The sequence below is a fragment of the Acinetobacter sichuanensis genome (genome assembly GCF_003024515.2).
In the GTDB taxonomy this organism is placed as follows: Bacteria; Pseudomonadota; Gammaproteobacteria; order Pseudomonadales; family Moraxellaceae; genus Acinetobacter; species Acinetobacter sichuanensis.
Genome location: NZ_PYIX02000020.1, coordinates 14223 through 29820, shown reverse-complemented (window position 1 = coordinate 29820; position 15598 = coordinate 14223). Strand labels below are relative to the sequence as shown.

14 protein-coding genes and 1 pseudogene are annotated in these 15598 nt (G+C 36.1%); 7 read left to right on the top strand and 8 right to left on the bottom strand.

The window, feature by feature from the left end:
* Position 1: 1 nt before the first annotated feature.
* Genes C9E89_RS12440 through C9E89_RS12425 form a run of 4 tightly spaced genes read left to right on the top strand, consistent with a single transcriptional unit; the run spans position 2 to position 3979 of the window.
* Positions 2-1123: a phosphoribosyltransferase domain-containing protein gene (locus tag C9E89_RS12440; RefSeq protein WP_107008664.1), complete on the top strand. Its 1122-nt coding sequence runs from the start codon at positions 2-4 to the stop codon at positions 1121-1123.
* Positions 1113-1895 (top strand): HAD family hydrolase, encoded by a 783-nt coding sequence (locus C9E89_RS12435; RefSeq protein ID WP_107008663.1) that lies wholly within the window; start codon positions 1113-1115, stop codon positions 1893-1895. The genes C9E89_RS12440 and C9E89_RS12435 overlap by 11 nt, the downstream gene beginning before the upstream one ends.
* The gene (locus tag C9E89_RS12430) at positions 1888-3042 is read left to right on the top strand and encodes a cysteine protease StiP family protein (protein ID WP_107008662.1); all 1155 of its coding nucleotides are present in this window, start codon (positions 1888-1890) and stop codon (positions 3040-3042) included. Before C9E89_RS12435 ends, C9E89_RS12430 begins: the two co-directional genes overlap by 8 nt.
* Before the next feature lie 4 nt (positions 3043-3046).
* On the top strand, positions 3047-3979 hold the full coding sequence (locus tag C9E89_RS12425; RefSeq protein WP_107008661.1) for an HpcH/HpaI aldolase/citrate lyase family protein: 933 nt from the start codon (positions 3047-3049) through the stop codon (positions 3977-3979).
* Positions 3980-4045: 66 nt separating this feature from the next.
* On the opposite strand, the gene C9E89_RS12420 is transcribed toward C9E89_RS12425, so the two are convergent.
* The 7 genes and pseudogenes from C9E89_RS12420 to C9E89_RS12390 form a co-directional block, all read right to left on the bottom strand.
* Positions 4046-5575, bottom strand: a complete 1530-nt coding sequence (locus C9E89_RS12420) for a helix-hairpin-helix domain-containing protein (protein ID WP_107008660.1) — start codon at positions 5573-5575, stop codon at positions 4046-4048.
* 63 nt (positions 5576-5638) lie between these two features.
* Positions 5639-7390, bottom strand: coding sequence for a PP2C family serine/threonine-protein phosphatase (locus C9E89_RS12415; protein WP_107008659.1), 1752 nt, complete (start codon positions 7388-7390; stop codon positions 5639-5641).
* Positions 7391-7424: 34 nt separating this feature from the next.
* Complete coding sequence (locus C9E89_RS12410; protein WP_107008658.1) at positions 7425-8477, bottom strand: TerY-C metal binding domain-containing protein; 1053 nt, start codon at positions 8475-8477, stop codon at positions 7425-7427.
* 138 nt (positions 8478-8615) lie between these two features.
* Positions 8616-9250 (bottom strand): annotated as a pseudogene (locus tag C9E89_RS12405) (vWA domain-containing protein).
* Positions 9251-9286: 36 nt separating this feature from the next.
* Positions 9287-9928 carry a TerD family protein gene (locus C9E89_RS12400; RefSeq protein WP_107008657.1) on the bottom strand — a complete coding sequence of 214 codons (642 nt, stop codon included), beginning with the start codon at positions 9926-9928 and terminating at the stop codon, positions 9287-9289.
* A gap of 85 nt (positions 9929-10013) precedes the next feature.
* The gene (locus C9E89_RS12395; RefSeq protein WP_107008656.1) at positions 10014-10652 is read right to left on the bottom strand and encodes a vWA domain-containing protein; all 639 of its coding nucleotides are present in this window, start codon (positions 10650-10652) and stop codon (positions 10014-10016) included.
* Positions 10653-10925: 273 nt separating this feature from the next.
* Positions 10926-11552 carry a cation transporter gene (locus tag C9E89_RS12390; protein WP_107008655.1) on the bottom strand — a complete coding sequence of 209 codons (627 nt, stop codon included), beginning with the start codon at positions 11550-11552 and terminating at the stop codon, positions 10926-10928.
* Positions 11553-11617: 65 nt separating this feature from the next.
* Between C9E89_RS12390 and C9E89_RS12385 the strand changes: the two genes are divergently transcribed.
* The 3 genes from C9E89_RS12385 to C9E89_RS12375 all read left to right on the top strand — a co-directional run bounded on the left by C9E89_RS12385 (position 11618) and on the right by C9E89_RS12375 (position 13767).
* The gene (locus C9E89_RS12385) at positions 11618-12028 is read left to right on the top strand and encodes a Cd(II)/Pb(II)-responsive transcriptional regulator (protein ID WP_107008654.1); all 411 of its coding nucleotides are present in this window, start codon (positions 11618-11620) and stop codon (positions 12026-12028) included.
* 81 nt (positions 12029-12109) lie between these two features.
* Positions 12110-13510, top strand: a complete 1401-nt coding sequence (gene trhP / locus C9E89_RS12380) for a prephenate-dependent tRNA uridine(34) hydroxylase TrhP (protein ID WP_107008653.1) — start codon at positions 12110-12112, stop codon at positions 13508-13510.
* A gap of 2 nt (positions 13511-13512) precedes the next feature.
* Positions 13513-13767 (top strand): YfhL family 4Fe-4S dicluster ferredoxin, encoded by a 255-nt coding sequence (locus tag C9E89_RS12375; protein WP_107008652.1) that lies wholly within the window; start codon positions 13513-13515, stop codon positions 13765-13767.
* A gap of 262 nt (positions 13768-14029) precedes the next feature.
* Here the strand turns inward: C9E89_RS12375 and ahpF are convergent, their stop codons facing one another.
* Positions 14030-15595, bottom strand: coding sequence for an alkyl hydroperoxide reductase subunit F (ahpF, locus tag C9E89_RS12370; RefSeq protein WP_107008651.1), 1566 nt, complete (start codon positions 15593-15595; stop codon positions 14030-14032).
* Positions 15596-15598: the final 3 nt, after the last annotated feature.

Genomic DNA, 15598 nt, shown 5'->3' with positions numbered 1-15598 from the left:
AATGAAAGAAATTGAATTAAGTCGTGGTTGTATTCGTGTTTCAGTTCGTCAACATCATCCTGATTGGGATTTAGATCATTTATTAGATTTTGCAGAAAGAATTAATCCTAAACGCGCATTTTTGTTTGTTTCCAAAGTCTTAGGCAAACATATTCCTGTTGCACCTTCAACAATGCAACGGAGTTATGCTGATTTATCTACTTTAATTCCTAAAGACCTTCCTTATCCGATTTCAGTGATTGGGATGGCTGAAACGGCGGTAGGTCTAGGTGCAGGCGTTTATCGTGAGTTAAAACAAGATTTTGCTGAGAATGCTTTATTTTTAACTACAACACGTCATCCTGTTGATGCTCTACCCACTTTAGGATTATTTTTAGAAGAACACAGTCATGCACAAGATCAATTTATCTTAAGTAGTCATGATCCTAAAAAACATCAACATATTATTGATTCTAAAACGCTCATTTTAGTTGATGATGAGATTTCAACTGGCAAAACTTTTAAAAATCTCATTTTAAGTTTACAAAAAGCAGGTTTAGCACAAGTTGAACGTATTATTTTAGTGACTTTAGTGAATTGGGCAGAACAACATTTAGATGACTTAGATGTTGGTGTTCCAATTGAAGTAGTGTCTTTGTTACATGGGCATTGGCAATGGCAAGATAATGATAAAGCCATTGAGATTCATATGCCTGATGTGAATAAAACCAATCAGGAAGCACAGAAAATTATTGCTCCACATAACTGGGGACGTGAACCTTGCTTTTTAGACTGTACAGCATGGTCTAACGTCAAACTTAAACATCCTCATGAAAAAATTCTAGTTTTAGGCTCAGGTGAGTTTAGCTGGATTCCCTTTTTACTTGCGGAACAATTAGAGCAACAAGGTGCTGAAGTTTATTATAGCTCCACAACACGCTCTCCTATTATGCAAGGACATGCCATCCAAAGCATTTGCTCATTTACTGACAACTATGGGCTTAATATTAATAATTACGCTTATAACGTGAAACATCAAAAATTTGACCGCGTTTTATTGGTCGTTGAAACAGAAAAAAATAGTGTAGATCCTGCACTTTTTGCACAAATTGAAAATTTAGAAGTGATTAGCTATGAACCATAAGCCATTAATTTTTGTTGATTTAGACGATACTTTATTTCAAACCAATCGTAAATCGGCACCCACAGATTTGCATAAAATTGCAACGACTGATATTAGTGGACAGCCTTTATCGTATATGAAACCTAAGCAACAGATTTTTGTAAATTGGCTATTTGCTTCTGCTGAGGTTATTCCTGTCACCGCCCGTTCTGTAGAAGCCTTAAGACGTGTACATTTACCATTTCAATATGGTGCGGTATGCTCACATGGTGGCACAATTATTGACCACCAACAAAATATTGACCAAGATTGGTTTAATATTCAACAACAAGCTGTTGCACAATTCAATGAATTATTACATGAATTACCTGATATTTTACTAAAAACTGCACAAGATTTAGGCTCAATCCGCACTTGGACAGTCGAAGAAAATGGGCTAAAAATATATTCAGTCGCTAAACAAAATCAGCCAGAGACTGGTTTGTTCTTAGATCAATTGGTTGAGCATTTACCAGCCGAAGTGATTGAGCATTGTTATATTCATATCAATGGCAATAATTTAGCGGTTATTCCAAAATTTGTTTCGAAACAAAAAGCAGTTGAATTTTTTATTGAAAAACATGATCCAAAAGGCGAACGTGCTATTTTAGGTTGGGGAGATAGTCTCTCAGATGCAGGTTTTTTAAGCTGCTGTGATTGGTTTGGCATGCCAAAAAATAGTCAACTCGACCAATTTTTAGCACAAAACCTCATCAATGATCACCGACAGAAAGGATTCTTAGGACATGTCTAATTTAAATGATATCAACCCAATCTTAGCTAATTTAGGTTTTCATGGTTCTTATCGCCCAGAAGATATTACATTTTTACTCAATATTACTCAGATCAAAACCACCCCTGTCGCAGAAAAAGAACGACTGATTCAATCGGGTAAAAAACACTACTCAGAAATGATTAGTGAAGAAAAAGCGCCAACGGCTGAACATTTAAAACATTTTCAGCATGCATTTGTACATGGCGCGGAACGTTTGGCACAAGAAGTACAGCAACTTAGTCAAGCTTTGATGACTCGTTTTCCAAAGCAACCGATTATTTTAGTTAGCTTAGTCCGTGCGGGTATTCCTTTAGGTGTCTTGTTAAAACATTGCATTGCGAAACAACAACAATGTTTTCATTATGGTATTAGTATTATTCGAGATCGTGGTATAGATTTTGCTGCTTTAAGTGCCATTATCCAACAACATGGTGCTGAAAATATTGTTTTTGTTGATGGTTGGACAGGCAAAGGGGCTATTTGCCGTGAATTAACAAAAAGTTTACAAGATTATCCTGCATTGTTTGATGAAGGTTGGACTATTCCTCGCCTTGTTACCTTATCCGATTTAGGGGGATATTCATGGTTAAGTGCTAGTTGTGATGACTGGCTTATTCCTTTTGGTATTTTAGGTTCAGTGATTTCAGGTTTAACATCTCGTAGCATTTTAAGGGAGGAGATTTTACAAACCGAAGCTGAACAAGATTGTTTTAATCCTGAAAAATGGCATGATTGTGTCATTTACAACCACCTACAAGATCATGATTTATCTGTAAAATTTATTCAAGATATTTTAAAAATTATTGATACACAACATCTTCAATCTAGCATTGAATGGAACAATGACATTCGTCTACAGCAACAACAACTTTGTTTAAGTACAGTTGATTGGATTGCTAAACAATATGAAATTGAGAATATTAACCATATTAAACCAAGTATTGCTGAAGCCACACGTGCTGTTTTACGCCGCGTTCCTGAAAAAATTTTAATTCGCGATGAAAACAATCCACATGTTCAATTATTGCTGCATTTTGCACAACAACAAAATGTTCCTATCGATATTTTAGGTTCTCGTTTAGGTCCATATCATGCGGTGACCTTAATAAAAAAAGTTGGAAAATAAAATCATGAAACAATTACAACATGCTATAGAACTTGGCGCGACCATGTATATTCCCGCAACTCATGAAAATTTATGGGAAGTCACCCAAGGTATAAAATTTCCAAATTTAAAATCTATTGCAGTCTGTTTAGAAGATGCTGTGTTAGAAAAAGATGTACAAACGGCTATGGTCAATTTAAAAGCGTTATTACAACGCCGTTCTGAACATCCAGACTTCAAAGCACCTGCTGTTTTTATCCGACCACGTCATATTGAGATGGCAAAATATATTGTTGACTGGGATTTTAATCACACAATCAGTGGAATGATTTTACCTAAGTTTACCTTACATAATTTAATGCAATGGATGGACGTTTTACCCTCACACATCCATCTTATGCCAACATTTGAAACCAAAGAAATATTTGATATGGGGCATAATGTTGAGTTACAACAAGCTTTAAAATATGACTTTCATAAAACCTTATGTTTAAGAATTGGTGGCAATGACCTACTGTCTTGTTTACATTTACGTCGACCTAAAAATACAACGATTTATCAAACACCTGTAGGTATGCTAATTTCACAATTAGCAGGCTTATTTATTCCTGCAGGTTTTCAGTTAAGTTCACCTGTATGTGAACATATTGAAAATACTCAGATTCTTTTAAGTGAACTCGCACAGGATATGAACAACGGTATTTATACCAAAACAGCAATTCATCCCTCTCAAATTGATTTCATTCACAAAGCGTTTCAGGTTTCTATAGACGAATTTCAAGAAGCGCAACAAGTCCTAGCAATTGATGCTAAAAGTGTATTTAAAAGTCAGGGTTCAATGCTTGAGCCTGCAACACATCGTAATTGGGCAGAAATGGTCTTATTACGCTATAAAACTTTTGGTTTAGATAAATCCAACCTAGCACATCAAAATGATGTGTTCAAATTAAATGCTTAAAACTTAAATAGCGAAAATGGCGAAAATTTTCGCCATTTTTTTTAAATCTATATTGAACAATAAGCGCTAAGCCTCAACCATTTGCACCACCACCAAACGCCCACCATCCTGTTTAGATAATAAAATTTGTGCGCCATCTGTAAGTTCTACTTTTCCACCAATTGGAATAGAAGTCTTGGTACGGACATCAGTCAAGTCAGCTAAGTCTTCATTGACCAACCACCAACGATCTTGATGTAATACAAAATACCCTTTACGTTTTGTTTGTTCAGCCGTTAAACGCTCATTTGGTGCAATCATACTATTGGCATGCCAAGCAAACAAAGACTGCCCTGTCCATACCATTAAACGATGGTTATCAGGACGATAACTTGAACCTTGTCGCGCTGAATATAAATTTAGAATAGGGAGTTTTCCTGTAAATGCTGTTTTACAAAATGGACAACTCGGTTTTGTCGTATTATCAAATACATACCACTTATGACTACATGCTGAATTTAAACAAGGTTGTACCAAGTCTACTGTTTTCACTAAAGCTGTTTCCCATTCATTTGCTGAAGGGCGCTTGCTAGGATCATGTAGACCATCAATAAAACTTCGATTAAATAACTCAGTTAAATAAGGTCCTGTCACAGTATAGGGAATTTGTGCGGGATCAGCCCAAGGTAACTGTGAAGGTTTGAGTTGACTCGCTTTTACTCGATTACTTTGATCTGTTGGATGCTCAACAAATAAAGCACGTTCTCCCATCGCTAGATTTTCATCTTTTTGTGGATCATCTACATCATGAATTTTACCACCACGCAAAGGATGTCTATACAGTAAATACATATAAATCAATACTGCAAGTGCATGCTTATCTGTAGCAATACTGGGTAAAATACGCTGAGGATCGTGTTTAGATAAATGGCTTGTCATCACCACTTCAGGCGCAATAAAGTCTGGCGTTCCTACAACATCAGGTGGAAATTTCCCTGGTACAACCAAACCATCAACATCTATTACGCAGGCACTCCCTGTCACAGGATCTATCAACACATTTTTATAGGATAAGTCTGAATGTGCCAAACCCGCAGCATGCATGCGACGTACTGCACGTGATATCAATATACTGATTTTTAAATAATTTAACCAAGTTCCTTTTTCTCGATCATCCAAGAAACGGTTTTGATTATTCGCACTTGCAAACCACTTTCCTTCTTTTTCTTTCCCTTTAATATTTAAAAAATCATTATTTTTTGAGCCATAATCAAAGAAAAACTGTTTTTTATACGTTGGAGCCGTAATTCCAAGTAGATTATTATGCTCAATCAAACCATCTGGCCAACAAAAAATATTTTTCCAATAATCACCACCTACACCATTAAAAATACCTTGCCATTTATTACCCACAATTTCTTTTAAGCGGTCTTTTTGCTGTTCAAATGCAGCTTTAGACTCATAAAATTTATTTTTTTCTTTACTAAAAAAACATACAACATAACTACGATCAGGTGAAAAATAGACATCTTTCATGGCACCTGATCCAATCACCTCATCTACAAATTCGATTGGACGTCCATCAACTGTAGTACATTTTACGATTTTTGCCGACATTGCTTGACTACCTGATTTTTAAATATTTTTAGTTCAAAACTAGATTATTTTCCACAACCCGTACTATTTTTCAGAAGATTTCTTCCATAATGCCGCTAAAGTACGATCATCATGATGCCCTGTTTTAAAGAAATGCATCCATTCTAAAAGCGCTTGCTCAGGTTGAGTTTGAGCAAAAATAGGTTGTAATTCTGCATATAAATCTAGCCATTTTTGCTGATTTGCCAAACCCGCATCTGTTTCAAAAACTGGATCTGAAATACCATCGGTCATTAGCAATACGGCATTTAAATCTTTAAAACAGCCAATTTTGATACGACTACCTAACTCATGATGAATACTACGATCTAAAAACTTAGTCTGCCCTGCATATTCACCACCATCAGCAACATTCATCATGCGTACCATATCGTCACTAAGAACAGCAATAGCGCCGTCTCCAACTGAAAAAGTACTGATTAGATTTTTTTCAGGATGTTGATAAATCACCGCAACCAAAAGTGTAGTCGAAAATGCTTTCGCTGCAACATTCATTTCTTGTGCAAGTTGATCGAGTTGCGTCAAAATAGAACGATAAATTTCATAATATACATTATAAAATTGTTGATTTAATTTATTCGCAATACGTTGTGTTTCAGCTTCTTGCGGCTGATCTACTTGCCATAGCTTAATATCAGCATCTAAAGCATCAATCGTATATTCATTAAAATATCGTTGAAATTCTTTTTGTACAATCTCTACAGCAACACGAGAACCTTCACGAGAATATTCAGCACTTCCTGCTCCATCTGCAACGGCTAAAATAGACCAAGAGCTTTTTGCAATATGTGCAATACAAAAATCATCATCTCTAAAACTGCCCGCATGTTCATGTGAACGTCCACGACGACTTGCTGCAATTAATTGATAATTTTCTGTATCAATGCACAATTGATCCGTATGAAGTTTAATAAAAGCTTGACCTTCTTTAGGCTCTATCACTTTCCATAAACTACGAGGGTCTGGAATTACATTGATACGGCATTGTCCTGTATATATTTCATGATTCACACGATATTGAAATGAAAAATTAAACTCGTCAGCTTCAGTGGGTTGACCTTGAATACTTTGTGATTGTTCATCAAACTGAAATTGCTCATTGGGAAATTTAAAACTTTCAGTAATAAATTCAATATTTTCTGGTACTAATGCAGATATCACTTGAATTTTTGAGCAATATTCCTGCCCTGCACGTGCATTATCTACTTGGAATTTTAACTCATTGATCATTTTTGATTTAAACACATCTGTAATCTCTGCTCTATTTTTTTCAATTTGTGCTTGTTGTTCAGGTACAGTACGAGCTTGCTCTGGAACAATTAAAATCTCACTTAATTTCAATTGATCTTGCTCATTTTGCTCTGTCTCTATAATAAAATGTTCTTGGGTCAGTTCTAAATCAATTTTCTGGTCAAGCTGAGCGTCAAATAAAAGTGCTGTATTTTTTTCTAAATGATCTTGTTCTTTATCTTCTACATCTAAGTTGTTTTTAGTTGGTTCAGGTTCAACCACAATGACCGCATTTTCAATATTTAAATCTAAGGCTTTGTCTATCATGACATCTTGTGATGCGATTTCAGTTTTATTTTCAACTTGATGAGGTTCTGAAATCGTATTGAGTACAGGTTGTATTGAACTTTGTTTTTTTAATTCAGAGATCAGTCTAGATAGTTGTTGTAACTGCTGCTCTGTTTTAAAGAAATCAATAAATTGTTCATCCAAACCAAGATCATTGACTGCTAAAATTTTTTTTATTTTACACGCTAACTCTTGCATAATATCCCTCTAAAATGACCCATTTTAAGATACTCTAACCTTGCCCACGTGTTAAATCAAAATCGCCGCCCTCTGTGGAAAAGCTAATTTGACGATGACACCACGGGCAAGTTACATACTCGCTATAGCCGTCATAACACATCAAATTACCACAACCACACATCGCAAAAGCGGTATCGGCATAACAGTGTGGGCATTGCGACCAACCTTCTAATTTTGAAGTATTAATTTGTGGTTTTTCTGCACTATGATCTGTCCAACTAAAATACTCTTCACTAATGGCTTCACAGGCTTCTAACTTAAAATTATAAAGATTAATATTTAAATCAGATAAACCACCATATTGTAAATTTCGGCTATATTTTAAAAGATAAGGGTGATGTAATTTTTGACAACGTCCAACAAATGTGACCACTCGATCATCAGCATGACTTTTTCTAAATGTTAATTTTGATTTGGCTAAATTCATATAACGCTGATCAAGTGGAAGCAACTCTTCGGCATTTTGAAATTTTGCTACACTCACACTTTGTGATACGACTGATGCACTAATCCATTTACATAAACCTTTGACATATTCATGATCAATTTGATCGACTGAAATACAATGCTCTGTTAATTCTTTTAAAATTGAAAAATCAACATCTTGACCCAATCCAATGACAATCATCGTCACTCGATGACCATATTGAGCTTTCCATTCTTGTATCGTACTTTGGTACTCGTCCGTAGGGCGACCATCGGTAAATAAGTAAACGACGGGTTTCCAATCTCCTTTGACATCTGCTGTGGTTTTAATCACTGAACGATCAATTTCTCTGCCTAAATGCTGTAAGGCTTTACCTAAATGTGTTCCACCACCTAAGGGTAATTCACATTTTTGATAAGCAAATAACTCTGTTAATGGGACTAAAGTTCGTACAATACCAGCATAAGCAATGACAGAAATATATACAGTTTCTAAAGCATAAGGGTCGGTGCGTAGACTACTCATAATAAAATCTACCCCCTCTTGTACTGCTTTTAAGGGTTGTCCAGCCATAGACTCTGAACAATCAATCATAAAAAATACTGGTAGTCGACGCATAAAATCACCCTTTTATTGTTATTCGTTGCCTATTATAAAATCTGTATTTGAGTGTAAATTTAAAATCAGAAAATCATGACATTACAGATATACAATCAGTAAAAACCTGTTCAGTCACGCATATTACAACCACGTCTATTACAACACCAATTGGATCTCAGAAGGTGGTGGTGGCAATTCAATATTATCAACAACACCAGCACTACTACTTCCCGCAACAACGCTCGCTGATACCCATTTAAAAAAGCTCGCAAAAGAACTTGAGTCCATCGAATCCAACACAACCACTTGTGAAGTCAGTTGCTGTAAAGCTTCAGTTTTTGCTTTAGGTCCTGCGGCACAGCAACAATTGTAGCAAAATTAAGTTGTTGAATCGTAGGAATGATTTGCTGATACGCATAAACATCTGAAGGTGAGCCATCAGTCATTAAAAAAAGTAAAGGTCGCCAGTCTCCTTTTTGATCTTCTGTACTTTTTTTAATATTTTTTTGCACATCTTCAGCCAATAATTCAAGTGCGGCACCCATAAATGTTGCACCAACACTTGGAACTTCAATATCAGGCAATTGCACTTGATCTAAAGGTGTCAAAGGTAAATAAATCTTTGCTTGCATATCAAAAGTAATCACACTGAGATATACACTTTCAAGTGCATAAGGGTCTTGCCTTAATGCACTCAGCATCGACTGTAAACCAACATTTACAGAGTGAATTGGCTCTCCTCGCATAGAGCCAGAAGTATCCAATAAAATATAAACAGGGAGTCGACGCATATTATTCTCTATCTATTTAACGATTTAGGTCTAGTTTTAAACGTAATCTTTTAGCCATTCAACAAAATTATCTGAAGGTGAAGATGAACCTATCGCATTAAATTTCCAACCTGAATTTTCACGTACTAATTCAGCAAAAAGTAATGATCGTTGTTGTTCATACTGCCCTTGCCCTGATAAGTTAAAACGTACCATTTCTTTACCCGACGCATCAACAGCACGAATGAAAGCATTTTGTACCTGACCAAAATGTTGTTTATTTTTATTTCCTTCATAAATTTGCACAATAAAAACAATTTTATGATAAGCAGTTGATAATGAATTTAATTTCACAATAATTTGTTCATCATCACCATCACCCGCACCTGTTCGGTTATCTCCTGTTAACCAAATATGACCTGATGGATGTTTTAAATTATTGAAAAAAATTACATCACTATTATTTAATGTCGGATGCCCTGAAGCATCTCGCCCCAAATTTTGAACCTTGCCATTGTTATCACATAAAAAAGCGATGACATCTAAGTCGTATTCAGCAGTTTGCCCACCAAATAGCCCACCTAAAAAGCCTTTTTTCTGCTCAGCAATATCCCAACCTAATCCAATGGTTACCAATGACAGGTTATTGTCTGCTTTTTCTAATGAAAGACCTTGTCCTTTTGCGAGTGTAATTCCCACGTTATTTTCCTTTTTGTTTTTCGTTAAAAATTTGAGGGCAATTGAAACCTAGAATTTCATTGTCCAAGCCTATAAAGACTCAAAACTACAATACAACATTCACTTCTGGTGGCGGTGGTGGTAAATCACTTAAACCCGTCACTTCTTTTTGACCTGCATCTACTTTCTGACTGCCTGTTGAAATACTTGCAGATACCCATTTAAAAAATGCTTTGATGGTATTTGAGTCTGCTGTCGCTAACTCCACAACAACTTCTGTAATTTGCTTTAAAATTGCAGTTTCAGCATTGTGTCCTGCTGCACATGCAATCACCATACCTGTTTTAACTTTTTTTAATTTTTCAAAACCTTTTTTCCAATCATCTGTGGGCGCACCATCTGTCATAATAAAAACCAATGGTTTCCAGTCTCCTCGTGTATCTGGCGTGGTTTTTTGGACTTCTCGCTCTATTTGATCTGCCAACAAAGACAGTGCTTCACCCAGTTGAGTTGTACCTGTTGCTTGTAAGTTAGGTGTATTAAACATGGCTAATTCAGTCAATGGCATTAACTGCTTTGCTTTGGTATCAAAACTAATAATCGAAAGATATGCAGTTTCTAAAGCATAAGGGTCTTGTCTTAAAGATGAAACTAACATTTCGACCCCATTTTTTACGGCTTCTATCGGCTCACCTAACATAGATCCTGAGGTATCTAGCAATAAATAAACAGGTAATCTTCTCATCATTCTGTCCTTTTTTATCAATTTTAAAATTTGTAATTAAAAGCATCTTAGCCTAAATATCAAAAATTAAAATAGAGAAATGTCCTGATTTTTTCATTTTTTATTAAATATCATTTTTCTTAATATACATTCAATAATGCAATGAACTCTATTCTTTTTTAAATAATTTTTATTGTTCAAATCACAAATTTGTCTTTTTAGGCTATAAATCAATCTTACTGAATCAAGTAATAAAAAAGACCACAAATGAGTGGTCTTGTGCAAAATTGTCTTTTAATGGCTCAAATGAACTTCTGTTTTTCGTTCTTCTTGTGCTTTTTTAATCACTTGATAACCTCCTGTCAAACCTAAAACAGCCATAATTACTGCAACAATAATGTCAGGAAACATACTTCCTGTGCCAAAAACACCTATTGCCGCCATAATTACCGCAACATTTCCAATGGCATCATTACGACTACACAACCAGACTGAACGCATATTTGAGTCACCATCACGAAATGCATATAACACAACCGCAGAAACCACATTTGCAATCAGCGCTAATATGCCTATTGCACCCATTGTTAATGCTTCAGGTGGAATGCCTTGTATATAAGCGTAAATGACTTTAACAATCACCACTAAACCAAAAGTTGCCATCACAATACCTTTAGCCAATGCAACAGTAGCACGCCAATATAAACTTGCACCTAAAACAGCCAAAGAAATGGCATAATTTACGGCATCACCAAAAAAATCGAGTGAGTCTGCCCATAACGCAGAAGAATGTGCATATGCACCACCAATTAACTCGACAAAAAACATAGCAAGATTAATCACCAACGCAATCCAAAGTGCTGTACGAAACTTGCTATTGGGTTGTTTAGGTGCAGGTTCATGACTACAAGTACATGCCATTTTCAAAGTCCTCATGATGTATTATTCTTATTCAAAACTATGAAGTAACTCCAAGGTCAAGCACAATGAAGACACATTATTTAATTAAAGATTTAGCCCTAAAAACTGGCTTAAGTTCCGATACCATCCGCTTTTATGAAAAGAGAAAATTGCTTCAACCCAGCTTTCGTGCAGCGAATAATTATCGCTATTATGATGAAAATAGCATCAAACGATTAGTCTTTATTAAACGTTGTCGAGCACTTGATATTTCATTATCAGAAATCCAAACCTTAATCGAACTTGAACAAAATCCAAATCAAAGCTGTGAAAAAGTCAATGTTATGATTGAAGATCATATTCAACAAGTTACTGATAAAATTGATGAATTAATAAAATTTCAATCACAACTGATTCAACTAAGAGCATCTTGCCCTAATTCACAAAGTATTCATCATTGTGAAATTTTAAAACAGCTTGAGGCTGAAAATTATTGAAATTCCTACTAATTTACTAGGTTGAATCATTTTTTTATCTGTCTACAATAAAAACCATAATTTTTTTATGCCTTTTATTTCATGACCATTTCTTACGTAACAGAACTTCTCTCTCCAGCAGGCTCGCTAAAAAATATGCGTTATGCCTTCGCTTATGGTGCAGATGCAGTTTATGCAGGTCAACCGCGTTATAGCTTGCGTGTTCGTAACAATGAATTTACTCATGAGCATTTAAAAACAGGCATTGAAGAAGCCCATGCTTTAACTAAAAAATTTTATGTTGTTGTGAATATTCAGCCACATAACGCTAAACTTAAAAATTTTATTCGAGATTTAACACCCATTATTGCGATGCAACCTGATGCTTTGATTATGTCAGATGCAGGATTAATTATGCTAGTACGTGAGCATTTTCCTGATATGCCTATTCATTTGTCAGTTCAAGCCAATGCTGTAAATTGGGCAACAGTTCAGTTTTGGAAAAAAATGGGCTTAACTCGTGTGATTTTATCACGTGAATTATCACTCGAAGAAATTAAAGAAATTAAGCAAAATGTCCCTGATATGGAACTTGAGGTTTTCGTACATGGTGCACTTTGCATGGCTTATTCTGGTCGTTGCTTACTTTCAGGCTATATGAATAAACGTGATGCCAATCAAGGCGCTTGTACCAATGCTTGTCGCTGGGATTATAAAGTTCACGAAGCAGCAGAAGATGTACTTGGGGATGTTATTCCAGTTCAACAATTGGAGACAACATCAAGCTGCTGCACCCATAAAGATGCCGACGAGCAACACGCCCAAAATCAAAATACATTTGGCGAACCAGTTTTATTACAACGAAATCATGAAGATATGTTTGCCGCAGAAGAAGATGAACATGGCACATACTTTATGAATTCCAAAGACTTACGTGCTGTACAGCATGTAGAGCATTTAACTCAAATGGGAATCCATTCTTTAAAAATTGAAGGTCGTACCAAGTCTTATTTTTATTGCGCACGTACTGCACAAATTTATCGTCAAGCAATTGATGATGCAATGACAGGTAAAGTCTTTGATTCTGCATTGATGACACAACTTGAAGGCTTAGCAAATCGTGGTTATACCGAAGGCTTTTTACGTCGTCACATACATTCTGAATATCAAAATTATGCAACAGGTTCATCACGTTTTGAGCATCAACAATTTGTTGGTGAAATACTGGAACGACATGAAAATTACTTGAAAATTGATGTGAAAAATCGTTTTGTTGTGGGTGACTCATTAGAGTTGATGACAACCTCAGGCAATATCACTTTTGAACTCACTGAGATGTATGACCAGAAAGGCAATGCAATTACTGTTGCTAAAGGTTCAGGGCATATTGTGAATATTCCAACACCTGCGGAGGTAGATATGAATTTTGCTTTACTTATTCGCAATTTACCTCATTCAAATACTGATATTTCTGCTGCCTCTTTAGCTTATAAGGCGAGTTAGTTATGGCTTTATGTATTACTGATGAATGTACCAATTGTGACATGTGTGTACCAGAATGTCCTAATCAAGCGATTTTTGAAGGTGAAAAAATTTATGAAATTGATGTTGAGCGTTGTACAGAATGCGTCGGTTTCTATGAGCATCAAACATGTATTGCAGTTTGCCCCATTGAATGCATAAAACCACATCCAGAATATCGTGAAACACAGGCACAACTCTTAGAAAAGTTTCATGGTCTTAATTTATGGAATAAATAAAAGAATAAAAAACAACCACAAATAATAAAGAAATTGTGAATAGCAATTTCATTAAGTTAAAAACAAAAAAATTGTAGGGGAAACGAAAGCCACATGTTATTGGGGAAATTTGGGGAACATGTGGCTTTCAATTTATTTAAAATCTAAATTTTATTCGACATAAAAAAAGGAATTGAGCTGTTAGGTACTCAATTCCTATCAAGAGGAAATCTAAGTCTGATCAGCCAAAGTCTATAAATACTAACTTTGGCTGCTTTTCCAATTACTGCCCAGAACGAATAATATAATCAAAGGCAGATAACGAGGCTTTGGCACCTTCACCCGCAGCAATGATGATTTGCTTATATGGTACAGTGGTACAGTCACCCGCAGCAAATACACCTTTGACATTGGTTTCGTTGCGGTCATTGACTACAATTTCGTTACGGCTGGAAAGTTCCACTGCTGTTTCTTTCAGGAAATCTGTATTTGGCAATAAGCCAATCTGTACAAAGATTCCTGCAAGTTCAACAATGTGCTCTTCATCCGTCGCACGATCTTTATATTTCAAAGCAGTCACTTGTGAACCATCACCGATCACTTCAGTTGAAAGCGCATTCATGATCACGGTGGTATTTGGCAAACTGTTTAATTTGTCTTGTAACACCTGATCAGCACGCAGTTTGGTATCAAACTCAACCACAGTTACATGCTCTACAATACCTGCAAGATCAATCGCCGCTTCGATTCCTGAGTTACCTCCGCCAATCACAGCAACACGTTTACCTTTGAACAATGGACCATCACAGTGCGGGCAGTATGCAACACCACGTGTTTTATACTCTTTCTCACCCGGCACATTCATCTCTCTCCAGCGTGCACCTGTAGACAGGATTACGGTTTTCGATTCAAGTTTTGCGCCATTTTCAAGTTCAATTTCAACCAAACCATTGCTTGTTTGATCAGCACCTACAATGTTTTTAACTTTTTGTAAGTTCATGATATCCACACCGTACTCACGTACATGCGCTTCCATATCTGCACCGAACTTGGGACCCTGGGTTTTTTGCACTGAAATAAAGTTTTCAATGTCCATGGTATCCATAACCTGACCACCAAAGCGTTCAGAAACAATCCCAGTACGAATGCCTTTACGTGCAGCATAGACCGCAGAAGTTGCACCGGCAGGTCCACCACCAATCACCAATACATCAAAAGCATCTTTGGCATTGAGTTTTTCAGCATCTTTAGCTGCCGATCCTGTATCTAGTTTGGCAACAATTTCTTCCAAAGTCATACGACCCTGACCGATATGTTCACCATTCTGGAACACCATAGGTACAGCTAAGATTTTGCGTTCTTCAACTTCATCTTGGAAGAATGCACCGTCAATCATGGTTGCAGTGGTATTTGGATTATTAATCGCAATCAAGTTTAATGCTTGAACCACATCTGGACAGTTGTGACAGCTTAGAGACACAAATACATCAAAGTTTGCAGTTAAATTTAAACTTTTAATTTGTGCCAAAACTTCATCAGAAACTTTTGGTGCATAACCAGAAACTTGTAAAAGTGCAAGAATCAATGAAGTGAACTCATGCCCCATAGGTAAGCCAGCGAAGAATACACGTGGTTGCTCACCGACTTTTGCGATTCCAAAGCTTGGTTTACGGTCATTTTGACCATCAAAACGAGCAGTCACTTGATCTGAAAGAGCAGCAACTTCAGTCACAAGTTCTTTGATTTTGTCAGATTTATCAGAATCATTTAAAGAAGCGACAATTTCAATCGGGCTTTCAAGGCGTTCTAAAAGTGTTTTTAATTGAGCAGAAGTATTTGTATCTAACATGCT